The 23,144-nt window shown below is 53.3% G+C and carries 26 protein-coding genes; all 26 read right to left on the reverse strand.

From position 1 onward, the window contains the following. Positions 1 to 21: 21 nt before the first annotated feature. The 26 genes from BCM02_RS05835 to BCM02_RS05960 all read right to left on the reverse strand — a co-directional run bounded on the left by BCM02_RS05835 (position 22) and on the right by BCM02_RS05960 (position 23,119). Positions 22 to 360, reverse strand: coding sequence for a hypothetical protein (locus tag BCM02_RS05835; protein ID WP_148928128.1), 339 nt, complete (start codon positions 358 to 360; stop codon positions 22 to 24). A 49-nt stretch (positions 361 to 409) separates the two neighbouring features. Beyond that, a complete protein-coding gene (locus BCM02_RS05840; protein WP_148928129.1) occupies positions 410 to 1,813 on the reverse strand; it encodes a flagellar assembly protein A in 1,404 nt (467 codons plus the stop codon). 21 nt (positions 1,814 to 1,834) lie between these two features. Then, positions 1,835 to 2,620: a FliA/WhiG family RNA polymerase sigma factor gene (locus tag BCM02_RS05845; protein WP_148928130.1), complete on the reverse strand. Its 786-nt coding sequence runs from the start codon at positions 2,618 to 2,620 to the stop codon at positions 1,835 to 1,837. A 4-nt stretch (positions 2,621 to 2,624) separates the two neighbouring features. Next, positions 2,625 to 3,062: a hypothetical protein gene (locus BCM02_RS05850; protein WP_148928131.1), complete on the reverse strand. Its 438-nt coding sequence runs from the start codon at positions 3,060 to 3,062 to the stop codon at positions 2,625 to 2,627. 3 nt (positions 3,063 to 3,065) lie between these two features. Then, a complete protein-coding gene (locus tag BCM02_RS05855; RefSeq protein ID WP_148928132.1) occupies positions 3,066 to 3,560 on the reverse strand; it encodes a chemotaxis protein CheD in 495 nt (164 codons plus the stop codon). Further along, entirely contained in the window at positions 3,557 to 4,180 is a 624-nt protein-coding gene (locus BCM02_RS05860; RefSeq protein ID WP_148928133.1) for a chemotaxis protein CheC, read from the reverse strand. The genes BCM02_RS05855 and BCM02_RS05860 overlap by 4 nt, the downstream gene beginning before the upstream one ends. A gap of 3 nt (positions 4,181 to 4,183) precedes the next feature. Then, positions 4,184 to 4,645, reverse strand: a complete 462-nt coding sequence (locus BCM02_RS05865) for a chemotaxis protein CheW (RefSeq protein WP_148928134.1) — start codon at positions 4,643 to 4,645, stop codon at positions 4,184 to 4,186. A gap of 14 nt (positions 4,646 to 4,659) precedes the next feature. Next, positions 4,660 to 6,747, reverse strand: coding sequence for a chemotaxis protein CheA (locus tag BCM02_RS05870; RefSeq protein ID WP_148928135.1), 2,088 nt, complete (start codon positions 6,745 to 6,747; stop codon positions 4,660 to 4,662). Between the two features lie 45 nt (positions 6,748 to 6,792). Next, positions 6,793 to 8,397 carry a chemotaxis protein CheB gene (locus tag BCM02_RS05875; RefSeq protein WP_246183242.1) on the reverse strand — a complete coding sequence of 535 codons (1,605 nt, stop codon included), beginning with the start codon at positions 8,395 to 8,397 and terminating at the stop codon, positions 6,793 to 6,795. Between the two features lie 21 nt (positions 8,398 to 8,418). Further along, positions 8,419 to 9,294, reverse strand: coding sequence for a MinD/ParA family protein (locus tag BCM02_RS05880; RefSeq protein ID WP_148928136.1), 876 nt, complete (start codon positions 9,292 to 9,294; stop codon positions 8,419 to 8,421). Further along, on the reverse strand, positions 9,291 to 10,652 hold the full coding sequence (flhF, locus tag BCM02_RS05885; RefSeq protein WP_148928137.1) for a flagellar biosynthesis GTPase FlhF: 1,362 nt from the start codon (positions 10,650 to 10,652) through the stop codon (positions 9,291 to 9,293). The genes BCM02_RS05880 and flhF overlap by 4 nt, the downstream gene beginning before the upstream one ends. After that, entirely contained in the window at positions 10,649 to 12,682 is a 2,034-nt protein-coding gene (gene flhA / locus BCM02_RS05890; protein WP_148928138.1) for a flagellar biosynthesis protein FlhA, read from the reverse strand. Before flhA ends, flhF begins: the two co-directional genes overlap by 4 nt. A 30-nt stretch (positions 12,683 to 12,712) precedes the next feature. Next, positions 12,713 to 13,804 (reverse strand): flagellar biosynthesis protein FlhB, encoded by a 1,092-nt coding sequence (gene flhB, locus BCM02_RS05895; protein WP_246183243.1) that lies wholly within the window; start codon positions 13,802 to 13,804, stop codon positions 12,713 to 12,715. Between the two features lie 13 nt (positions 13,805 to 13,817). Beyond that, complete coding sequence (gene fliR, locus BCM02_RS05900; protein WP_148928140.1) at positions 13,818 to 14,609, reverse strand: flagellar biosynthetic protein FliR; 792 nt, start codon at positions 14,607 to 14,609, stop codon at positions 13,818 to 13,820. 16 nt (positions 14,610 to 14,625) lie between these two features. Further along, the gene (fliQ, locus tag BCM02_RS05905) at positions 14,626 to 14,895 is read right to left on the reverse strand and encodes a flagellar biosynthesis protein FliQ (protein ID WP_148928141.1); all 270 of its coding nucleotides are present in this window, start codon (positions 14,893 to 14,895) and stop codon (positions 14,626 to 14,628) included. 25 nt (positions 14,896 to 14,920) lie between these two features. Beyond that, positions 14,921 to 15,682, reverse strand: coding sequence for a flagellar type III secretion system pore protein FliP (gene fliP / locus BCM02_RS05910; RefSeq protein ID WP_148928142.1), 762 nt, complete (start codon positions 15,680 to 15,682; stop codon positions 14,921 to 14,923). Further along, complete coding sequence (locus tag BCM02_RS05915) at positions 15,679 to 16,320, reverse strand: flagellar biosynthetic protein FliO (protein WP_148928143.1); 642 nt, start codon at positions 16,318 to 16,320, stop codon at positions 15,679 to 15,681. The genes fliP and BCM02_RS05915 overlap by 4 nt, the downstream gene beginning before the upstream one ends. 5 nt (positions 16,321 to 16,325) lie before the next feature. After that, positions 16,326 to 16,688, reverse strand: a complete 363-nt coding sequence (locus BCM02_RS05920) for a response regulator (RefSeq protein WP_148928144.1) — start codon at positions 16,686 to 16,688, stop codon at positions 16,326 to 16,328. A 29-nt stretch (positions 16,689 to 16,717) separates the two neighbouring features. Next, on the reverse strand, positions 16,718 to 18,070 hold the full coding sequence (gene fliY / locus BCM02_RS05925; protein ID WP_148928145.1) for a flagellar motor switch phosphatase FliY: 1,353 nt from the start codon (positions 18,068 to 18,070) through the stop codon (positions 16,718 to 16,720). After that, positions 18,060 to 19,067, reverse strand: a complete 1,008-nt coding sequence (gene fliM / locus BCM02_RS05930; RefSeq protein ID WP_148928146.1) for a flagellar motor switch protein FliM — start codon at positions 19,065 to 19,067, stop codon at positions 18,060 to 18,062. Before fliM ends, fliY begins: the two co-directional genes overlap by 11 nt. Before the next feature lie 37 nt (positions 19,068 to 19,104). Beyond that, on the reverse strand, positions 19,105 to 19,593 hold the full coding sequence (locus tag BCM02_RS05935) for a flagellar basal body-associated FliL family protein (RefSeq protein ID WP_148928147.1): 489 nt from the start codon (positions 19,591 to 19,593) through the stop codon (positions 19,105 to 19,107). 2 nt (positions 19,594 to 19,595) lie between these two features. After that, the gene (locus BCM02_RS05940) at positions 19,596 to 19,817 is read right to left on the reverse strand and encodes a flagellar FlbD family protein (protein WP_148928148.1); all 222 of its coding nucleotides are present in this window, start codon (positions 19,815 to 19,817) and stop codon (positions 19,596 to 19,598) included. An 81-nt stretch (positions 19,818 to 19,898) separates the two neighbouring features. Continuing rightward, the gene (gene flgG, locus BCM02_RS05945) at positions 19,899 to 20,726 is read right to left on the reverse strand and encodes a flagellar basal body rod protein FlgG (RefSeq protein ID WP_148928149.1); all 828 of its coding nucleotides are present in this window, start codon (positions 20,724 to 20,726) and stop codon (positions 19,899 to 19,901) included. 126 nt (positions 20,727 to 20,852) lie between these two features. Then, positions 20,853 to 21,227 (reverse strand): TIGR02530 family flagellar biosynthesis protein, encoded by a 375-nt coding sequence (locus tag BCM02_RS05950; protein ID WP_246183244.1) that lies wholly within the window; start codon positions 21,225 to 21,227, stop codon positions 20,853 to 20,855. Next, positions 21,220 to 21,654, reverse strand: coding sequence for a flagellar hook assembly protein FlgD (gene flgD, locus BCM02_RS05955; RefSeq protein WP_148928150.1), 435 nt, complete (start codon positions 21,652 to 21,654; stop codon positions 21,220 to 21,222). The genes BCM02_RS05950 and flgD overlap by 8 nt, the downstream gene beginning before the upstream one ends. A gap of 37 nt (positions 21,655 to 21,691) precedes the next feature. Next, positions 21,692 to 23,119 (reverse strand): flagellar hook-length control protein FliK, encoded by a 1,428-nt coding sequence (locus BCM02_RS05960; RefSeq protein ID WP_148928151.1) that lies wholly within the window; start codon positions 23,117 to 23,119, stop codon positions 21,692 to 21,694. Positions 23,120 to 23,144: the final 25 nt, after the last annotated feature.

Raw genomic sequence — 23,144 nt, forward strand, 5'->3', positions numbered from 1 at the left:
TGTGTTTTCTAAAAGATGCGACTAGAAGCTTATGTCGATATGCTTTCCTTTGAAGGGATGTTTACTCCCTTTAGGCGCGTCTTCCGCATTTTTTTCTTCTTCGCCGCTCGCCAAGGTCGCTTTACGTCTGCCTTTGCGTTTAGAACCGGTGTCTTCCTTCAAACGATGATCATTGATATGCGCATGGCCGCCGCTTTCGACAGCCGTATTTTTGCTGCGCAGCTGTTCGGTATGTTTAACCATATCGGTTTCCAACTTGGTTTGTTCGGCATGCGCTTTATGAATCGCATGCTGCTGCGCGATGCTCTGTTCCGTCACTTTGGGCACGGATACTTGAAGATCTATGGACCGGTAAGGCATAAGCTTTCCTCCCTGGTCATGTGGCGAATATTCATTTATAAGTGCGGAATTATAGAGGCAGCATGACAATATCGCCTTCCGAGTAACGGAAGCTTACGCGCTGAGCTGGATCTTTAATAAATCTGGTATAACGTCCGATTACGATCTTGGACCCGCCGTAAATCGTATGATTGACATCCACCTTGGAAAGCTCCGTATCCTCCAGCGAGCGTTCGATCTCGAGGATTCGGTCCTTCGTATGGGCAATGTCGTCCACAGCTTGCCGTTTAGTGGCCGTAAGTTTTATCCGAAGTGCGAGTTTGTCAGGCGCAAGCTGACCTGCCGCAGCCATTTGGTCAAGAAGCGTTAACGCCTTATCCGTTTTGTCCAGGTTAGCGGTCGTCTCTTTGAGATGAGCGCGAAGCTCCATCAACTCTTCGCGCAGTTCCGGCCTGACGCCGACTTCGATCGATGTCGGCGTGAACATCGTGTTGCCGCACGTTCTGGCAATGACCGACTCGCCGGCTTGAATGGTTCCGCCCACGATCAATCCTTTTGCCCCGCCGCAAACGACGCTCCTGCCCGCCCGAACTTGCGAATGCATGATGCTCTGCGTCACGGTTACGTCTTCTCCCGCACTGACGATCCCGTCTTGAATAAACGTGCTTTTAACGTTCTTACCCGCTTTGACGTGGCCTTTGTTGTGCATAAGAATACCGCCGGTAATCTCAATTGAACCATCGGATTCCAACTCTGCCCCTTCGACGCCGCCGACGACCCGAATATCTCCGGCCGCGCGAACCCTGAAGCCTGTCAGCACATTACCACGGATGACGACCGTGCCAACGAAGTCGATATTTCCGACTTTGTAATCTACGTCTCCCTTGACTTCGTATACCGGGAATACGTTGATTTTGTTCTTGTCCGTCATCGTAATTAGACCGTCGATCGCGGAATACAGCGCGGATTGATCCTGGCTGAGCACGACGTTTTTGCCAATCTTGAAAAACGCTTCTTTCCCGTTTCGGCAAACGGCTTCTTCGCCCGTCACGAGCTTACCATTCACGCCGAGCGTCGCCGGAATTTTCTCCGCGATCAGCTGTCCGCGCTTGACGTTCTTCAGCTGCGTAATTTCTTTGAAGTCCACGCTGCCGTCTTCCAATTCCGCGGGACGCTGCTGGTTGTCCATCATGTCATAGGCATATTGAATATATCCATCTTTACCCGCAACCGCCGGTTCTCCTTGGGCGATGACGACCTGCTTGTTCATGAACGATTTCGGGCTCGCCGTCAATTTGTCGACGACCTGCTGATCAATGCCATGCTTGACCCCTTTATCATTCAGAAAAGCTGCCCAATCTTCGGAAGTAAATGCAATGGTGTCTTCTGTCGCCAGCAGCTGTAGCGTTGCCGTCAGCTTATCCTGCGAGATCGAAATCACGGCCAATGATTCCAGTGTTTCCGAAGCTGACATGACACACTCTCCCTTTGCGTATTAGTGCTGCATAAGTTGGTCTTTCTGTTTATCGAGCGCTCCCCGCAAGCGTAGAATCGCCTTCGAATGCAATTGCGAAATACGGGACGGGGACAAATTCATCACTTCGGCAATTTCGCTCAGCGAAAGCTCTTCGTAGTAGAACAACGACACGACCGTACGTTCTTTCTCCGTTAACTTTTCGATGCCGCGGACAAGCGAATCCTTCAAGTAAAATTCATGCACCTTGTGCTCTGGATTTTTCGCTTTCTCGTCGACGAGCAGCGACAATCGCGTCTCCGACTCCTCTTCGCGAATCGGATCTTCCAGCGAACAAACGGTCGTCACCGCGATTTCCTGAAGCATGTTCTGGAATTCCTTTTCGCTGACGTTCAAATAATTGCTGATTTCGCTGTCCGAAACGGTGCGCATATACGTTTGCTCCAGCTTTTGATACGCTTCTTCGATCCGCTTCGCTTTTTCTCTTACCGATCTTGGCACCCAGTCGCCTTGCCGCAGGCCGTCGATGATGGCGCCGCGAATCCGCCAAGACGCATACGTCTCGAATTGAAGCCCGCGTCGGTAGTCGAACTTCTCGATGGCATCGATTAGCCCCATTACGCCATTGCTTGCCAAGTCGTCTTTAGATACGTTTTTGGGCAGTCCGATCGCCATCCGGTTGGTTACGTAGTCAACTAAAGACAAGTAATCCTCGATCAGCCGCTTTTTCGCTTCGATGTCCCCGTCTTCTTTCCATTTCTGCCAAATTTCAATATTGGACAGATGAGGCGTTTTCGGCTCAATCATCGTCTCACTCTCCTGTCAAGTGACGTATAGCTTTGGCTAGTTCTTCTGGGTCCCGGTTCTGGGTCGACATTAATTTCTCTGGCTGCAACGGTTTGAATACCGGTTGTTCCTCCGAGTTAACCGAAGGCTGCTTTCCGTTCATTTGCTCGCGGAGCAAGTCGGAAAGCTCGTCGCTTTCATCAGGTGTTGCGTAATCGACACGGCGACCTTTGCTCTCGTCTTCAAGCTCATCGGTCAGAATCGTCTCGCTGCTAGGAGCTGGCTGGCGAAGGATCATGGCAAGTGCCGCGCGGAATAAAAAACCAAGCACGAAAAATGCCACAAACGCGTACACGCAGCGCACTGCCGAGATGAGAAGTCCGTTGCCGCCCATCGAGGCCAGCATCGTGAGCAACCCGCCGATTATGCCAAGGGCGGCATTCCAGCGCCATGTCCCAATCATGAATTAAATCTCCTTTGCGCCAAACTGAACGCTGCGAATAACGAGTATTCCGGTCGCGCTGCTAAATTCAATCGTTCTTCCGAAATTCCCGCCCGTATCTTCGGCAATCAAAGGGATGGAAAACTTGCTTAAAGCAGCCTTGCACGATTCGACGTTACGCGGTCCGATGCGCATCGTATCGCTTTGGGAAGAAAAAGCGAACATTTGCGCCCCTCCGGCCATTTTGGCCTTCAATCTTCCGGTCAACGCGCCAGCCTTCTTCATCCGTTCGATTAGTTCGGGAATAGCGGTATCTGCATATTTCGCGATATTTAAGGTGGACTCCCTGGCGATGTCAGAAGATGGCAGCATTACATGCGCCATGCCGGCAACCTTGCTTTTCTCATCGAAAAGCGTAAGTCCGACACATGAACCGAGCCCTGTTGTCTTCAGTACTTGTCCGCCGAGCGCAATGTTTAAATCCGCCATGCCTACTTTCACCATGATGTCTTGATTCATTCGGTCGGCACTCCCAGGGCGCTGAATATTTTATCGAATGATTCCGGATCAGGTATAAGGAAGAAGAAGCCTTCGACCTCTTCGTGACCTTCCAAAAACTTCGTATCGATGAGCAGCGCAGAATCCCCCATCTCGCCATACAGCATCAATCCGTAGCTCAGAACGGCCCCTGCCATATCGATGGCAACGGACGGAACGGTTGGCCCCATGGAAAGCTGCGTGAAATCGGCCAACGACGAGAGATAGGAACCCGCCAAAATATTACCGATTTCGGACAATGCTGAAAATTCCATTTCGGTATAGCCAATCTCTTCCCGATGCTCGATGGCAAGCAAGTTGTGGAGCATCTTGCGGGCGGAATCTTCCTGGATGAGGAAGAACATGTGGCCCGGCGCATCGCCTTCGACGCGCAAGTAGACGGCAATCACGACCTGCTCGGCACCGCCGACTTTATCCGCAACCTCCTCGAACGGGACTAGACTGACTGTCGGAACGTTCATATCTACCGGCTTGTCCAGCAGAAGCGACAAGGCCGTTGCTGCATGTCCTGCTCCAATGTTGCCGACTTCCTTGAGAACGTCCAGTTTGAATGCTTCCAGCTTCGATAGTGGGTTGGTCACGGTTTACCCCTCAATTTCTAGGATCTGATCGATCTCTTTCTGTTTAAGCACTTCTGCCAGGTTCAGCATGATCAGCAAGCGGTTCTCGCCGATCTTGGCTACGCCCCGCAAATATTTGGCCCGGATCCCGCCGACAATTTCTGGAGGTGTCTCAATGTTGTCGCTGTCGATGTCGATAACATCATTAGCGGAATCCACGATAAATCCGATTTCCACGTCGCCGACGCCCACGATAATAATGCGGGAGTTCTCCGTAGAGGTCGATTCTTCAAGTCCAAAACGGCCGCGCAAATCGATAACCGGCAGCACGACGCCGCGCAGATTTATAACCCCTTTAATGAAGGAAGGGACCTTGGGAACGCGCGTGATTGGCATCATGCGTTCGATCGTTCTTACTTTCTCAACCTCAATGCCGTACTCTTCCTCGCCGAGACCAAACACGATTACTTTTAATTCTTCGCCCATACGTAATCCCTCCCTTATTTAATTAGCGCATTCGGATCGATGATCAAAGCGACTTGTCCGTCGCCAAGAATGGTCGCGCCCGAGATGGCATCGATATTCGTTAAGTAGTTGCCCAGCGTCTTCAAGACGATATCGCTTTGGCCAATGAATTCGTCCACCAAAATGGCGACCAATTTCTCGCCTTTGCGGATCACGACGATCTCTGTTTCGGCTTCGCCATTCTCGGTCCAAGACGTGCACTCGAGAATCTTGCTGAGCGAAATGACCGGGATGACCGAACCGCGGAATTCCATCATGAACGATTTGTGCACGGAGCGAATTTGCTCTTTGCGAATGATGCCGGTCTCCACGATCGACGAAAGCGGGATCGCGTATTTCTCAGCACCAAGCTTCACAAGCATAGCCGAAATAATCGAAAGTGTCAGTGGCAATTGAATGGAGAAAATAGAACCTTTCCCCTCTTGCGACGTGACGCTGACATTGCCGCCGAGCGACGTGATTTTGGACTTGACGACGTCCAAGCCGACGCCGCGGCCGGATAGATCCGAAATTTTCTCGGCCGTGCTGAATCCTGGCGCGAAGATCAGCATGTTGATCTCGTTATCGGTCATGCGTTTCGCCTCTTCCGGCGTCACGACGCCGTTCTTGATGGCGATCTGCTTAACCCGCTCGCGATTGATGCCGTTGCCGTCATCTTCGATTTCGATAAATACGTTGTTGCCGCTGTGGAACGCGCGCAGATGAACGGTTCCCGTCTCAGACTTGCCCGCTGCTACGCGCGACGCGATCGATTCGATACCATGGTCGCACGAGTTGCGAAGCAAATGCACGAGCGGATCGCCGATTTCGTCGATGACCGTCCGATCTAGCTCCGTCTCCGCGCCCGTAATGACAAGATCGATCTTCTTATCCAGCGACTTGGCGATATCGCGCACCATCCGCGGGAAGCGATTGAACACGGATTCCACCGGTACCATGCGCAGTTTGAGCACGATATTCTGCAGGTCGCCGCTAACGCGCGCCATATGTTCGACCGTCTCGGTCAAATCTGCGCGACGAATCTCCGTCGCTAGCTGTTCTAAACGGACACGATCGATCAGCAGTTCGCTGAACAAGTTCATTAGCGCATCGAGACGCTCGATATCGACGCGGATCGTGCGATTTACCGGAGCGGCCGCAGCCGGACGCGGCTTGTCTTCCTTCGGCGCTTCCGTCTTCGTCGCTGGTGCCGCCGTAGCCGCCGGGGCTTCCGTAGCTACCGGGGTTTCTTGCGCCGGTGCTGCAGCAGGCGCTTCGTTCGAGCGACGGCCGAGATGACTCAAGGAATCGCGGTTCAGCTGGGTAACGTCCGCGGTCTCGATCTCGGATACCGACATGATTCCTTTGCGGATGTCATCCGCGCTGGAGGATGAAATCATGAACACGGTGAACGAACGTTCGAATTTCTCCTGCTCGATGTCCTGCACGCTCGGATGAGATTTGATGATCTCGCCTGTCCGCTCCAGGAAGTCGAATACCATGTAAGCACGAGCCGCTTTCAGAATACAGCCTTCGCTTACATGAACGACAACGTGGTAAACCGAAAGACCGGAATCGATCGACTGCATCAGCACGGATGTTTGGTATTCGTCGAGCAGTGCGGCCGCATCGTTCACAGCTTCGGTTGCCTCGGCGTTAGCGGGCGCCGCCTCTTGGGCGACTTCAGGCCCTTCGGTCTTGTAATCGCCCTGCACGATCGACTTCAGCGCCGTTACGATCGTGGTGACGTCCAGCTTGCCGGTGCCGCCTCCGATGACGTCCTGCACCATGTTTTCTAGGGCATCCAAGCCTTTGAACAGTGTATCGAAAATGAAGCTATCCATTTTGATCTTGTTGTTGCGAACCAGATCCAGCACGTTCTCCATCTCATGGGTAAGCGCGGCCAGATCTTCAAAGCCCATTGTTGCCGACATGCCCTTCAACGTATGAGCGGATCGGAAAATAATCTGGACAATACTTAAATCTTCCGGGTCGCTTTCCAGACGAAGCAAGTTCTCGTTAAGCGACTGCAAATGATCGTTGGACTCATCAATAAACATCGATAAGTATGCGTTCATATCCATTGCCTGGCACCTCCTGTTTGGTATGAATCAATAACTGTCCGCTCGCTACCGCATAACCGCATCCACGATCGCGCCAGCAATCCGTCCCAGCGGGACGACCGTCTTCGCCGCGCCGTTCTCCACGGCCGATCTTGGCATCCCGTACACGACGCATGTTTCTTCGGACTCCGCGATGGCGGATTTGCCGCCGCTTTCCATCAGCGTCTTCATTCCCTTGGCGCCATCGCTGCCCATGCCCGTCATAATGACGGAATGGCGTTGCAGCTCGGTGAACGGCGCGCAGGATTCAAACATGACGTCAACCGAAGGCCGATGTCCGCCGCGCGGCGGCTGCTCCGTCAAACGGATGAAATAACCTTGGCCGTCCTTGGCTAGTTCCATGTGCAGCCCGCCTGGGGCGATGTAAACCACGCCCGCATAAACGCGTTCGCCGTTCACGGCTTCCGTCACTTGCAGCGCGCTGAACGAATCCAGTCGCTGGGCTAGGGAATGCGTAAACTTAGGCGGCATGTGCTGTACGACCAATACGGGAGCGGGTAAATTCTCCGGCAGCGCGGTAATGACTTCATGCAGCGCTCTCGGACCGCCTGTAGAAGTGCCGATCGCGACCAAATGGCGGAAATTGGTTTGTTTGGCCGATTGTTTCTTTACTCTTGGCGTAATCGGTTCATCCATCAAATCAGCCGCTATCGGCAATGGCTTGCTCATGCTTGCCGCGGCTGGCTTCACCTCCGGCTTGACTTCGGGCTTAGTCATCGGTTTCGCGGTCGGAACCTGCGGTGAGGCGATGTTTCTTGGGGCCGGCTTCGGTTCTGGCTTGATGGCTGCTGCCGGCGGCGCAGGAGCCGGTTTACGCTCAACCAGCGGCACGGCGGCACGGCGCGGCTTCTCCGGTTCGAACGTCTTTGCCTGAGAAGACGACGCGATTTCGCGGGCAACCGGGTTCGCAGGCGGCGTTTGCGGCTTAGGCGGAAGCACTGTCTCCTTAGGTGAAGCAGGCACTCGTTGCTCCTCTAAAATGGTTACCGCTTGGGCCGGTTCGTTCGCAGGAATTTCCGCCACTACCGATTTGTCCTCGATAATTTCCGCCTCGTTAGATTGCATTTGCGCGGCCATCGCGGCCTGCCACTCCTGCCACTCTGCGGTCTGCCGCTTCCGCACCGGCTCCGCGGCTGCTTGCGCTTCTTTCGCAGTTGGATCCATCGGCGCTTCTTCTTCCAAATCGGTTGAGGCAATGGAAGCCGCGACGTTCGATTCCACCGCGATGCGCAGCTTCTCGAGCATTTGGTCCCCGACGGTTTTAATATCCGGGGAAGTTGGCCCGGCCGGTTTGCGAATAAAGTCGAAAGCGCCGACCTGCAACGCTTTGATCGTCATTCTCGTCCCGTCGTCGCTCGTACTCGACATCATGACCGTCGGCGTCGGCCTTTGGCGCATGACCTGCACTAACGCTTCCAAACCGTTCATCTCGGGCATTTCCAAGTCCATCATAATGACATCCGGCTTCATCAGGACGGTCGCATCGACCGCCTGGCGTCCGTTGGAAGCCGTAGCCACAATCTCGAACTGCTTATCTGCGTTGATCATATCGCTAATAATTTTCCGCATAAACGCGGAGTCATCCGCGACAAGTACACGATATAGAGCCATGGGCTTCCACTCCTCAAAGGATTACTTTGATCGTCTGAACATTTTGTGTATGAATCCTTTGATCCCGTTCGATGACTCGGCAGGATCTGCTGGAAGGTCGCAAAATTGCTTCGCTATCGCCATTACGTCGCGCGTCGCCTCGGAAGACGGGTAAGCTAGCGCGAACGGAACTTGTTTTTTGACCGACTTGGAGACGTTCGGATCGTCTTGCACGATCCCCAGAAACGGCAGCGCCGTATCGAGAAAGCGCTGGGCGACCAACCCGATTTTGTCAGCCGTCGCTTTGCCCTCTTTCAAATCTGTCGCCCGATTGACGACAAGCTTGAAGTTGACGTTATGCTCCATCCCCTTGACCATTTTGATGAGCGCGTAAGCATCGGTAATCGACGTCGGCTCCGGTGTTGTGACGACTACCGTTTCCTGGGCGGCCACGATAAATTTGACGGTTTCTTTGGATAATCCGGCGCCCGTATCGAACAGGATAAAATCGTACTCTCCATGCAGTTTCTCGATCTGCTCTTCAAAATAATCAAGCTCCTCGGCGGATAAATCGAGCAGATCCTGAAACCCGGACCCTCCTGCGATGAAATGTACGCCGCTTGGACCTTCCTGTACGATCTCCCAAATCGTTTTTTGCTGCTTCAGTAAATGGTACAAATTGTACTTCGCGGACACGCCCATTAACACATCGATGTTCGCCATGCCGATATCAGCGTCGAAGACGAGCACTTTTTTGCCAAGCTGCTGAAGGGCGATCGCAAAATTCAGACTGAAATTAGACTTGCCGACGCCGCCCTTACCGCTGGTAATCGTGACCACTCGCGTCTTCCGGCTATTCTCCTGCTGTTGCTCGTAGGATTTCACCATATGGCGTAGTGCTTCCGCTTGGTCATTCATTGCTCATACGCCCCCAATAACTGCTCGACGTAAACATCTGTCTTAAACGTGGTGATATCGTCGGGAACGGTTTGACCATAAGCGATGTAGGCGGGATGTAGATCATATTGAACGGCTAAATTCAAAATCGCGCCGTAGGCATCCGTTTCGTCCTGCTTCGTGTAAAGAACTTTCTCGATGCCGTATTTGGCAAAATGGCCAGCTACGACGGACATATCCTTGAATTTGCTCGTCAAGCTAAGTACCAGGTAAGTCTCGGATTGATGATTCGTCTGCAGAAGGCTGTTCACTTCCGAAACATACAGTTCATTGCGGAAGTTACGTCCTGCCGTATCCATAAAAATGAGTTCCCGATCTTCCAGATCCTTAAATGCCCGGGACACTTCAGCCGGCGAAAACACCACTTCGAGCGGTACGTTCAAAATGTTGGCATATGTCCGCAGCTGATCGACCGCCGCGATCCGGTACGTATCGGACGTAATGAATCCGACTTTGCGGCCGCTCTTCAAGGTCTGTTCCGCCGCGAGCTTCGCGATAGATGTCGTCTTGCCAACGCCGGTCGGTCCAACGAAATGTATGACGCGCGTGTCCCGTTGAATGCCTTTCGCGGCTTTCCCGCTCATCCACTGCGTCAACACGGTTCGAGCTTGCGCCCAAACGTCCGCTTGCGTCAGATCTGCCTCCGACACGCTCTCGACCATCTCCGTCACTTCGCTAATCAGCTTCTCGATGAGGTCGGCGTTGACCTCTTGATCGATCAAACGAGCATGGAGCGCTTGAACCGGCTCCGGAAGCCGTTTCATCTGCTGCTGCTTCGACATCCGCACGATCCATTGTTTCATATCGCGAATTTCATCCAGCAGGGCGGCATCATCTAACTTCGCGTTCCCCTTCTCGATGGCCGCCTCCGAGCGCAGCGCTGCCGGCGGTGGCGGAACCGGCTGCATAGCCGGCTGTGGCGATGCAGGTCTCGAGTCGGCAGGCCGTGCGCCGCCGTACGCGGCAGCAGCGGCCTTGCTCGAGGTGACCGGGGGAGATAATACGGCTGTGGCGCCTGCGCTTTCCTGTTGTCTTCCCCTAACGAGTCCAAGCGATTCCAGCAAAGCCGACTGGGCTTCGGTGGGCGACAATTGCGGCTGTGGTTTAGCCGATGCCGGTGTTTGCGCCTTCGGCGCCGGTTTGGCCGAGCCCGTCTCGACGGCGGCGATGACCTCCATCTTTTTCTTGGCGAACATGCCGAGGAAGCCGCCGATCCGAATTTCCTTTGTATTCAAGATGACCGCGTCCGCCCCGAGCTCGCTGCGAATCATCGGAAGAGCTTCGGGAAGCGCGTTTACAATGTAACGTTTTACCTTCACAGGTTAACCACCCCAATGCTTTGAACTTCTACGCTAGGTTCCAGCTCGCTATAGGACAGCACCGGAATATCCTGCATCGTTCGTTCGACGATTTGGCGTAAGTACATGCGAATCGTCGGCGAGGCGAGCACGATCGGCTGGTTGCCGGATTGAATCTGCCGATTGACCTGTTCCGTCAGTTTCTGATAAATCGTCTGGGTCGAAATCGGATCAAGCGCCAAGTAACTGCCCTGATCGGATTGTTGCACGGATTCGGCGATTTTCTTCTCGAGCGACGGCCCAACCGTAATGACGCGCAGCTTGTCGCTGTTCTGCGAGAACTGCTGCGTAATTTGCCGCGACAGCGCCTGTCTCACATATTCGGTCAATATATCCGGATCCTTCGAGTATTGTCCTTGGTCGGCCAACGTCTCGAAAATCGTGACCATATCCCGAATGGAAACCTTCTCGCGAAGCAGCTTGGACAACACCTTCTGAACGTCGCCAATGGAAAGAATCGAAGGAATCAGCTCATCCACTAGGGCCGGGTAACTTTCCCTGACGTTGTCCACGAGCGCTTTCGTTTCCTGACGGCCGATAAGTTCGTGGGCATGTCGTTTGACGATTTCCGTCAAATGCGTCGCGACGACCGACGGCGGGTCTACGACCGTATAGCCGGAAAGTTCCGCGCGTTCCTTCGTCGGTTCGTCGATCCAAATCGCGGGCAGCCCGAACGCGGGTTCGGTCGTCTCGATGCCAATGACCGAATCGTCGTCGTAGCCGGGCGACATCGCCAGATAGTGGTTAAGCAGCAGCTCTCCGCGCGCGACCGTATTGCCTTTGATTTTGATGACGTATTCGTTAGGTTTCAACTGAATATTGTCTCTTATTCGGATGACCGGTACGACCAAGCCAAGCTCTAACGCGCATTGACGCCGAATCATGATAATCCGGTCAAGCAAGTCGCCGCCTTGCTGCGTATCGGCCAGCGGAATAAGTCCGTATCCAAATTCGAATTCGATCGGATCCACTTGCAACAAGCTGATGACGCTCTCCGGGCTGCGAACTTCTTCGATCTGTTGTTCTTCCTGCATGAGCTCCTCCTGCTGCTCCTGCTGCTTAATCGTATTCTGCATGCGGTATGCCCCAAAAGCGATCAACCCGGCGAACGGAAGCGTGGCAATCGGACCGATCGGCGTGAACAGACCGAGCATGGCGACCGTACCGGCCACAATGTAGAGAAGCTTAGGGTAACGGAACAGCTGCACTTGAAGGTCGTAAGCCAAGTTGCCTTCGGATGCCGCGCGCGTTACGATCAGACCGGCTGCCGTGGAGATAAGGAGCGCAGGTACCTGGCTGACGAGACCGTCGCCGATGGTCAGGACCGAGAACGTCTCGAGGGCGGTTTGAAAGTCCATGCCGTGGACGACCATGCCGATGATAAAACCGCCGATCAAGTTGATGATGAGGATGATAATCGAGGCGATCGCGTCGCCTTTGACGAATTTGCTGGCACCATCCATGGAACCATGGAAGTCGGCTTCCCGTTCAATCTTGGAACGGCGCTCGCGCGCCTGTGTTTCGTTGATCAAGCCTGCGTTCAAATCGGCATCGATACTCATTTGTTTACCGGGCATCGCGTCGAGCGTGAATCTCGCCGCCACCTCCGCTACGCGTTCGGAGCCTTTGGTGATGACAATGAACTGCACGACGACGAGTATGAGGAAGACGACGAAGCCGATGGCGATCTGGCCGCCGGCGACCCAGCTGCCGAACGTGGCGACGACGTGGCCCGCTTCGCCGTGGGCAAGAATGTTACGCGTCGTCGACAAGTTGAGTGCCAAGCGAAACAACGTCGTAATGAGCAGCATCGCCGGAAAAATCGAGAAGTCTAACGCTTCCTTGGAGTTCATGGCGATGAGCAAGATCATGAGCGCCGTGGAAATGTTAACGACGAGCAAGACGTCAAGCAGCCAAATCGGAAGAGGAATGATCATCATAAGCACGATGCCGATAATGCCGATTAAGATGATGAGATCCTTTGTTTTCATAATGCTCCCCCTTCCTTGCGTTCTCCGTTATTACTTAGCTCTGCCTTTGAGCCTATATACGTAAGCCAATACTTCGGCCACTGCTTGGAACAAGTCTGCGGGAACGCTCTCCCCGATTTCAGCCCTTGCATACAAGGCTCTGGCCAGCGGCTTGTTTTCCATCGTAATGACGCCGTTGTTTTTCGCGATTTCCCGGATGCGCAGCGCGACGTAATCCGCGCCCTTCGCAACGACTGTCGGCGCCTCCATCTTCGTCCCGTCGTACCGGAGCGCTATGGCGTAGTGAGTCGGGTTCGTGATGACGACGTCCGCCTTCGGAACGTCGGACATCATTCGCTGCATCGCCATGCGGCGCTGCCGTTCGCGAATTTTTCCTTTAATTAATGGATCGCCTTCCGACTTCTTGTATTCGTCTTTAATATCTTGCATGGACATCCGAAGACTTTTCTCGTGTTCGTATTTCTGGTACATGTAATCAATAAGGGCTATCACGACGAGAATGGCGCCAATCGTAATTCCCAGATTCATGACCAAGTGAGCCGTGAAACTAAGCATGTTCTCGACTGGCACATGGGACAACTTCATGATGTTCCCGATTGAACCCCAAACCGTTCGATAAACCATGAAGCCGATAATGCTCAGCTTTAGAATGTTCTTGAGAAACTCCACCGCCGAGCGCATCGAGAAGATGTTTTTGAATCCTGCAATCGGATTCAGCTTGTTGAATTTCAGCTTCAAATTCTCTCCCGTGAAGAGGAATCCGATCTGAACGAACGTGCCGACCATCGCGAAGATGACGGCTATGGCAAGAATTGGCGCGAGCAAATACGCGCCTTGTATGGTAATGTCCGTAAAGAGGGTCATAATGTTCTCGGTCGTCAAGTTCATGGAGAGCTTCTGCTGGAAGAGCAAGCCGAACATGCGAAACAGTCGGTCTTTGTAAAAGTCTCCGAGCATTAACAGACACAGCAGGGAAAAAAGCAGGATAAGAGCCCCCGGAAGCTCTTGGCTTTTGGCAACCTGGCCTTTCTTTCGCGCTTCCTGCCTTTTCTTCGGCGTCGCTTTCTCCGTCTTCTCTCCGCTAAACAGCTGGAGGTCAAGTCTTAAGCGGTACGTATGCAAGCGAAAGTCCCCCCTACTGCTCCGCCCGAGCCTGAACGATTCCGAACAGCTTCTCCAATGCATCGAACATTAACGTGAAAATATTTTCAAACAGATCGATCATTCCCGGCATCAGCGCTGCCAACAGCAGGAAACCAATCATTATCTTTAGCGGTGCGCCAATAACGAACACGTTGTACTGCGGCGCGGTTTTCGCTAGAAGCCCCAAGCCAGCGTCGACAAGGAACATGGCCACTACGAGCGGAGCCGACAGTTGCAGCGCAAGCATGAATGTATCCGCGAACGTGCGCAGAAGGAATTCCGAAATACTTCCTTCGTATATTCGCGTAAACAATTCATTCGAGATAGGGATCCACTCGTAGCTCTTAAGCAACGCGCTTAACATATAATGGTGCCCGTTCATGGACAGAAACACGAGCGTGCCCACCATGAATTTGAAATTGCCCATCAGCGGGGAAGATGTGCCGGTCATCGGATCGATGACATTGGCCATCCCGAAGCCCATTTGCAGGTCGATAAACGCGCCTGCGGTCTGGATGATGGTAAAGAACAAGTAAGCCGTATAGCCGAGCAACAAGCCGGCGAGCACTTCTCGAATTACCGCAAGCACGTATGTAGCATCCGGCACGATCGTCTGCTTTAACCCGTAACTAAGGAACACGAGCAACGCGACCAGAAAGCTGAGTCCGACTTTCATCATCGTCGGCACCGTTCGAGTCGAAAAGACAGGCGCGACGACGAAAAAGGAGGTTATTCGACAAAAAATAAGCAAAAAAATAGGGAAACCTTCCAGAAACAGTTCCATCAAAAAATTCCTCGGCTTATCCGATATATTTATAGAGATTGTTCAGCAGGTTGTAAGTGAAATCAACGAGTGTGTTCAATATCCACGGACCGAAAATCAAGATGGCCAGCAATACCGCTACGATCTTGGGTACATAAGCGAGCGTCTGCTCCTGAATCTGGGTTGTTGCCTGAAAAATACTGACGATCAAGCCGACGACTAGACCGATGATCAACATCGGCGCGCTTGCTTTCATGGTCGTATACACGGCTTGCCCTGCCAATCGGATTACAAATTCTGCATTCATGCCTTCATATCCCTTCCTGGTGAACTCACGTGTTAAAACTTAGCAGCAGCGACTTGACGATGAGATACCAGCCGTCGACAAGCACGAACAGCAAAATTTTAAACGGCAGCGAGATCATGACCGGCGGCAGCATCATCATCCCCATCGCCATGAGCGTACTGGCCACCACCATATCGATAATCAGAAAGGGGATGAATATCATGAACCCCATCTGAAAAGCGGTATGCATCTCGCTCAGCGCAAAAGCGGGTACGAGAATGGTCAAAGGCACGTCTTCGTATGTTTTGGGTTTCTGCGTCTTCGTATAGTTCAGAAAGAGCAGCAAGTCTTTTTCCCGCGTCTGGTTGAACATAAATTTTTTCATCGGAACCGCCGCTTTGTTGAGTGCCTGCGTCTGCGTTATTTGGCCCTTCAAATAGGGCTGAAGCGCCACTTCGTTCACCTGTCCGAGCGTAGGGGACATGATGAAGAAGGTCAGGAACATCGCAAGCCCAATTAACACCTGGTTCGGCGGCATCTGCTGCGTACCGAGCGAGGTTCGAATGAACCCCAGCACGATGACGATCCGCGTAAAGCTGGTCATCAAGACGAGTATGGCCGGCGCCACGCTGAGGATCGTGATCATCAGCAAAAGCGACAGCGCGCTGGTTCCGGGTTGCTCCCCTTCGCCCGCGCCCCCGATATTGACGCTTACATTCGGCAGCGGATCTGCGGCAAATGATTGGGTATGAAAAAATAGCGCAGCAAGCTGCAGCACGAGAAGAGTAAGTATAATTTTTTTGTTCATTCGTCCGACAACCGATCGTTTTGATTTTGGTCCTTCAGCATCGATTCCATCTCCTGCCTCCGATCCGATTGCTTCTGCAGCTTGGACTGCAGCAACGATTGGAACGAGTCCGGTTCCTGCCAAAGTTCCTTCCCCGGTTCTTCCCCTTTATCCCGGCGACGCAGACGATCGAACCATTCCTTGACGGATGCCGGATTCCAGCCTTGAAATTGCTGCTGTTCCAGCGCTTCCATGATCGCCCTCGCTTCCTCCGGATCGTCGATTTTGTCCAGCAGCGCGACATTTTCTCCTACGCCAACGACATACATGCGACCGGATAAATCGATGATTTGCAGCGATTTGTTCGCGCCCAGGGGCACGCCCCCAAGAGAACGCAAGGCCCTGTTCGTGATGAGCGTCCGATTGCGCATCGCAAGCCAACGAATCACGATAACGATTAAGGCTGTTACCATTAATAGGACGAAAACGACCCAGATGAGGTACCCCGTCATACTCGATCCCGGTATGTTCACGGCTTCCTCAACCGGGCCGCCCGACGCCCCGGTGTTTTCCCCTGAATCAGCTGCCGCTGCTGCAGCTCGTAGCAGCAGCGCGCCGAAGGTTCCACAGCCCGCGGAAAGCAGGATAGACCGTTTCATACGAGTTAACCAAGCGTCTTCTTGATGGCTTCGATAACGCGGTCAGCTTGGAAAGGTTTCACGATGAAATCTTTAGCTCCCGCTTGAATCGCATCGATAACCATCGCCTGTTGACCCATCGCGGAGCACATGATGACCTTCGCGTTGCCGTCCAGCTTCTTGATCTCCTTCAATGCGACGATGCCGTCCATCTCCGGCATCGTGATGTCCATCGTAATAAGATCGGGTTTCAGCTCCTTGAACTTCTCGATCGCTTGCGCGCCGTCCTGAGCTTCACCGACTACCTCATAGCCGTTCTTCGTGAGAATATCGCGGATCATCATTCTCATAAAAGCTGCGTCATCCACAATCAAAATACGGTTAGCCATCGTTTTTTCCTCCTAGAGTCACACGTTAGTTATTGTAGTTTCTGAATACGATCCCATTGGCTGACAATGTCGGTCACCCGCACGCCGAAATTCTCGTCGATTACGACAACCTCGCCTTTTGCGATAAGCTTATTGTTGACCAAAATGTCGACTGGCTCACCGGCAAGCTTGTCCAGTTCGATAATGGAACCTTGCGATAACTCGAGAATATCCTTAATTTGCTTCTGAGTTCTACCTAATTCTACAGTGACTTTCAGTGGGATGTCGAGCAATAAATTCAGGTTAGAATCATCCGCTTGACCAAAGCCCGCACCTTGGAAGTTGCCGAATTGAACCGGTTGAACGTTCACATTGCGATTCCCCATACCGCCGTAAGTTTGCGGCGGCATACCGTAACCAGGGGCGCCGTAACCCGGCATGCCGTAGCCTGGCATAGCAGCTGCAGGCGGCATCATCGGCATGCCTGGCTGTCCCGGCATACCTTGCGGCGGCATCATCGGCATGCCTTGCGGCGGATAGCCCATCGGCTGCTGATACGGATCATATGCCGGCGCTCCCGCTGCCGCAGGTACTCCTGGCTGCGGTGCAGCCGCATGAGCGGCCGCCGGTACTGCAGCCGGTTGCGGTGCAGCCGCATGCGCTGCTGGAACTGCCGCTGGCGCTGGCGCCGCTTGAGGCTCGCTCGTTCCGCCCATCAAGGTCGATACCATCTCTTGCGCGAAGTGAATCGGCAGGAGCTGCATGATTTGCGAGTCGATCAGGTCGCCGATCGTCAGACGGAACGCGATTTTGATAAACAGGTCTTCCGGCGGGAGCCGGTCGACGCCTTCGCCTTCCGATACATTAAGGATGTCGATACCGGGTGGGGAAATATTCACGAACCGGTTAAAGATCGTCGACATCGACGTCGCGGAGGAGCCCATCATCTGGTTCATCGCTTCCTGAACCGCGCTGATATGGATTTCGTTTAACTCTTGATTCGGATCGGGTTCGCCCATACCGCCCAACATCAAATCGGCGATGATTTGCGCATCCCGCGTCTTGATCACGAGCGAGTTTATGCCTTCGAAGCCATCCACGTATTCAACCGATACCGCAACGTGCGGTTTCGGGAACTCGTTATCAAGATCCTTCCTATTAATAATGGATACTTTCGGCGTCGTGATGTCGACCTTCCGGCCAAGCAACGTGGACAAAGCCGTCGCCGCGCTTCCGAACGTGATGTTGCCGATTTCGCCAAGCGCATCCTGCTCGATGGAGCTCAAATATTCACTCAGCTCTTCAATCGGACCGCTATCCGATTTCGACGTATCGGGTTCATCGGAAGACTGACGTAGTAAGGCATCGATTTCCTCTTGCGATAAGTAGTCTTTACTCGTCATAACTTTCCTCCACTCCTTCGCTCTCGCTGAGTATTTGATCAATTTGAACCGCCAACCGTTCTCTGATCGAGCCTGCACTACCGATATATTTAAGCTTGTCGCCGACTTTAATGTCGAGTCCCGCGGTTATTGGTTTGTTAAGCGCGATGACATCGCCGACGCTGAGTCCGAGAAACTCCTGTATGTTGATCGTCGACTGGCCGAGCTCGGCTACGATCGACAGCTTCGCTTTGCTCACGCGACTCTTGAGCACCTCGACCTCTTCCGGCGCTCTCGTTTTCTTCTGCGATACGAACCAATGGTGCACGGACAGTCTAGACATGATTGGCTCAATGACGACATGGGGAATACATAAGTTGATCATGCCCGTCGTATCGCCGATCTTCGTGCTGAGCGAGATCAGGGCAATCGTTTCGTTCGGCGAGACGATCTGCATAAACTGCGGGTTGGTCTCCAATGCCTCCATGCGCGGCGATATGTCGATGACGGTCTTCCATGCTTCCTGAAGACTCTCGAGCGTACGGCCGAAAATGCGCTCCATGATCGTCGTTTCGATCTCTGTCAGCGCATTGATCTTGGAAGGCGCGATGCCTTGTCCGCCTAGCAGCCTGTCCACCATCGCGAAAGCGACGTTCGGATGAACCTCGAGTACCATGCGTCCTTCAAGCGGTTCCGCTTCGAAAATGTTCAGGATTGTCATTTTCGGAATGGAGCGAATGAATTCGTCATAAGGCAGCTGTTCAACCTGAACGACGCTAATCTGGACGAACGTCCGCAATTGTGCCGAGAAATAGGTTGTCAGGAACCTGGCGAAGTTCTCGTGAATCCGCGTTAAGCTGCGAATATGGTCTTTCGAAAAGCGCACTGCGCGCTTGAATTCATATGAGCGGATTTTGCGCTGAGTCTCTTCCTTCTTTAACTCTTCCGCGTCCATTTCACCGGATGATAACGCTGCAAGCAGCGCGTCTATCTCGCTTTGCGATAATACATCAACCAATGTTCTCCCCCCTTTCAAGGATGCGTCAAAAGCCTGACTAGATCTGAGCCACCAAAATATTCGTAATCGTAACGTTGACCAGCTTGCCTTCGGACGATTCGGTTAACTTTTCGTTAATCAGGTTAAGCAGTTTTGATTGTAACGCATCCTTGCCTTGCGAGCCACTGACTTCTTCTGGATTGATATCGCCGAGCGTGCTGATAATAATCGGCTTAATGGCGAATTCCTTGATTAACTCGAACTCCGCTTTCGTTTCCGCCGTGTCCAGCTGGAATGCAAAGTCGATTTGCACAATATATGTCGGATCGGACAGGTTCGTCTTGATCCCCTTCAACTCGCTTGTCACCGCAACTAGCTCGTCGGCGGTAATTTTCTCCGCCTCCACGTTCTGTACGCTCTCTTCCGCTTGTTTGGCCGGATCATTCGAGCCGCCGCCCAATATGTTATTGAACAGAACGATCGCCACCACCGCGATTAAGGTTATGGCGAGCAAAATTGTGATAAGCCAAGGCAGCATTTTTTTCATCGTTATGGACCCTCCGATTGTACGCTCTTGATTGTCGCGGCGTTCACGCCAATCGCTTGCAAATATGTCTGCATGGAGGAAATGACGTCCGTCGCTTTCTCCCGCACCATGAATTTCTTCCCGGTCGTCAGGGTAAGCAGCGTGTCCGGCGTCTCTTCGATCACTTCGATCAGTAGCGCGTTCACGAATATGGTCGAGCCGTTCAAACGCGTTACAGCAATCATGTAAATCCCCCTCAAGGATAAGGGGAGGACTTGACCTCCCCTATCTTACTTCAGAACTGTTAGGAAAAAATTAACTTTTTATTAGCGCTTCAGGTTAACGACTTCTTGCAAAATTTCGTCGGAAGTCGTGATGATGCGGGAGTTCGCCTGGAAACCGCGCTGCGCGACGATCATCTCCGTGAATTCCGCCGTCAGTTCGACGTTGGACATTTCGAGCTGGCCGGCTACGATCGATCCCGTGCCTGCTTCGGCGTTAGCCGCTTCGGACAGCTCTGCTGCTCCGTCAGGGTTGGAGTTGGCGGTAATTTGGTACAAGTTGCCGCCTATTTTCTCGAGACCGTTCGGATTATTGACTTTCACGACGCCGATCTTGAAGTCGGTCGCGGCCGTCGTGCCGTCGGCATTCACGCCGATAATCGTGCCGTCGCCGGAGATGGAGAACGACTTGATTTCGGCATCCAGCGTAATCGGCGCGCCGTCAGAGCTCAATACGAACATTCCGTCCGCGTTGACAAGCTGGTTGTTCGCGTCCAGCGTGAAGTTGCCGGCACGCGTCAGATATGGCGTTTCTTGCGCGCCGTCGCCTGTCGCCGTTACGGCGAAGAAACCGTCGCCATCGATGCGGACGTCCGTCGGCACGTTCGTCGTGACCGCGCTGCCCGGCGTATGAATCGTATCGATCGAAGCCGCCGCGACGCCTAGGCCGATCTGCTTGGCATTCACGCCGCCCGTCACGCCTTCCGTAGGGGCGGTAACGCCGGATACCGTCTGGCTCAAGATATCCTTGAACATGACGCGTCCTGCCTTAAAGCCGACCGTGTTCACGTTCGCGATGTTGTTACCGATGACGTCGAGCTTCGTTTGGAAACCGCGCATGCCTGAAACACCGGAGTACATAGATCTTAGCATTCGTAGATTACCTCCTGAGTATTGGGTTTATGATGGACTTTTTTTAATCGTTATGGGTGCATCAGTCGGTCAGCAGCCCGCGGCTTCCTTCAAAAGAGGTCCAGCCGAATTGTTCATGCCTGTCGATTACGAAATGACTACCGCGCTATCGATTTGCGTAAATACGTTGTTTTTCAAGCTATTACCGTCCATCGCGGTCACGACGGTCCGGCTGGGTACGTTGACGATCATGGCAACGTCTTTGCAGATGACGAGCGAATCCTTCGCCCCTTTGGCAGCCGCTTGGTCGATCGCGCCTTCAATCTTGCTCAAGGTATCCACGCCGAGAGTAATGCCTCGCTGGCGCATCCTCGTCTCCGCATGCTGGCTGAACTTGAGCACTTGGCTGTCCAGCATGTCCTTAAAAGCGGTATTAGGCACCGGATTCGCGGCCGGTTTCCCTAACGGTCTTGCGCCTTGCGCGCCAATCTGCAGCTGTCCGATCGTTAGACGGTTATTCACCTTCTCCTTCACCGCCTTGTCCGATCGACACAATCTTATCCAGCGGTACAGACTCGCCGTCTACGACCGCATATTGCACGCTGTCGCGAACCACGATCGATTCCACCATGCCGGACTCCAACGACGTGCCGTTCTCGTCGCTCTGGTACCACTCTACGTTCTTGCCGATCATGCTTGAAGCCAGTCCCAAATTCTGACTTAGCTTGCCCATATTTTCGGACATGTTCATCAGCTGTTCAACCGACGAGAATTGAGCCATTTGCGCAATAAAATCCGTATCCTGCATAGGTTGCATCGGGTCTTGGTTTTTCAGCTGCGTCACGAGAATTTTCAGAAACTCGTCTTTGCCGAGCGTGTTCGTCTTGCCCGTTACGCCGGATGCTTGCGCGCTGCTTGCCGAGGATGTTCCGGTAATCGTATTTGCCATCGCTCTTTCACCTCCGTTCCGACCAAGGGCTTATTCGTTATGCCGTCGTGTTGATCTCTCTGCCAAAGCCCAAAGTGCGGGTAACTGCTTGTTCTACGGCCGCTTGCTCCGCTTCTGGATTATAGCCGTTTATTTCATTGACCGCATCGCGGTTAGAACCACCCTGTTTGGTGGAATGCTGATCACGAGCACCTTTGCCATTACCGCTGTGGAACATGTTCGACTCGAATGCATTCGAGCTTTGCGTCACTTCCAACCGTTCGACCTGAAGGCCTTGCGTCTGCAACTGGTTGCGAAGCTGGGCGATTTGGTTCTCCAGCATATCTTTCGCGGCTGCCGATTCGGCTACGAACACCGCCGTTAACTGCCCATTCTGCACCGCGATCCGAATGTCCACTTGGCCCAAATGAGCCGGAGCCAAGGAAATGGTCGCTTCGGAGAGGCCATCCTTCGTCTTCACGTTAAATTGGTTCACCATCATGTCCTTCATCGTTTCCGCGAATTTCTCCGCCGGAACCGGCTGCGGCATGACGAGCTTGCCTGTTGGTTCTAAACGCGGCTGATTGTCCGGCGTTGTCACCGCGATCGGCACGATCGTTCCTTCGGTGCTCGCCGTCTCTTGCGCCGGTGCGGCTACTGCAGATTCTGCCGAAGTCGCCTCTTCCGTCGGCACGACCGTCGTCAGTACGCTTGCATGAAGAAGCTGCGCCCCCATGCGATGCAAATGCGATGACTGTGCCGGCACGCTTGCGGTACTTGCCTCATCCGCGCCGCCGCTCTGGATAGCTGGCGCTGCGTTAGTCCCGTTAACCGCTTGATCCACCGTTTTCACTTGCTTGGTGATCGCCGTCATCATGTCTTTGCTAATAGCGCCTGTCTTGTCTTGTTGCAGAACCGCCTGAAGCTCTTTCAGCATCCCTTGCAAAGCGCCGATTGCCGTTTCTTCTCCGGACGCCGCTGCCGTCACGTCAACCGCCTGCTGCGTTTGAATCGCTTGCTGAAGCTGCGGGATCGATTCGAGCATGGCCAGCAAGTTGTCCAGGTCTCCGAGTATACCGGTCATATCTTCGCTTGTCACTGGTTCATCTTGGTCCGCGTCTTTCATCTCGCCAAGCTGTGCCAGCAAACTTTCGACGAACGCAGCTAGTTCTTCCTCGGTCGGATTTTCGCTCAACGTCTGCGTTGCCTTTGTTTCCGCCGTGCTATCCATGGATTCAGTGGCTTGCGATTTGTCAGCGGCATCCGATTCGACTGCTTGCGTATCCGTATTATTTACCGGGTCCGCCTTATTTTGATCGACGTCCGATTTGCTGTTTGCGCTCTTCATCGTCTGATCGAGTTTCTTGCTAAAGTCGCCTGAAGCGCCTTTGTCCGACATGGAGGTCTTATTGGTAGAAGAAGGTTGCGTATTGGCCGTAGGTGCTGGCTGCACCGCCGCCATCGGCATCATTGTTGTCATGGGCATCTTAGTTGTCACCTCCTTTCAAATG

Origin of the sequence: Paenibacillus methanolicus (assembly GCF_008124765.1) — a bacterium.
GTDB classification, from domain to species: domain Bacteria; phylum Bacillota; class Bacilli; order Paenibacillales; family Paenibacillaceae; genus Paenibacillus_Z; species Paenibacillus_Z methanolicus.